The organism is Aureispira sp. CCB-QB1 (assembly GCF_000724545.1).
GTDB lineage: Bacteria > Bacteroidota > Bacteroidia > Chitinophagales > Saprospiraceae > Aureispira.
This window is the reverse complement of sequence record NZ_JHBV01000093.1, coordinates 1-551: the sequence shown is the minus strand read 5'-3', so window position 1 is coordinate 551 and position 551 is coordinate 1. Positions and strand designations below refer to the sequence as shown.

Annotated in this window: 1 protein-coding gene; it reads right to left on the bottom strand. The window is 43.6% G+C overall.

What is annotated here, in order from left to right:
- Positions 1–449: glycoside hydrolase family 19 protein (locus CG11_RS26340; RefSeq protein ID WP_197043965.1), on the bottom strand; the 449-nt coding region annotated here is incomplete at its 3' end.
- Positions 450–551 lie beyond the last annotated feature (102 nt).

The following is a 551-nucleotide window of genomic DNA, read 5'->3' as shown; positions in this document are numbered from 1 at the left end:
GCATAAGTTGGCTGCAGTGCTAGATCAGGCTGATTGACAAAATCCACCCGAAAGACCCGAGCCATCTTTTGATAATTCTCCTTCCAAGTCAATTGAACAAAACCCCGTCCAAAATAACCCGAGGACCAATATTGATTTTGACGGTTATACAACTCCGTTTGGCTAGGAGCAGCACGGCGTTCCTGAACAGGACGAAAGTGACTTTCATGCCAAGCCGTTGCCAAGATATAAGCCAGCTTATTTTTATCCCCATCGCCATAACGATGGAAAGCCGCCACAATCTTACGAATAGAATCCTGTTGGGTTGCATCCATATAACCAAAAGCATTTTCACAAGCTTGGATGGCTTTCTCTTGAGCCAATTTTAAGCGAATCTTAAGAACCAGAAGAAGGAGTAAAAAGAGCAGTATAGCACCGCCCATCCATTTTAAAGTAGTGTTGTTTTTCATGTTTGAATTTGTTGATACTGATAAATACCATAGACAACTAAAGCGCCAGCTGCAGCAACCACTCCAACCGTCACCGCCACTCGAGTCCAATCGGTTTTCATA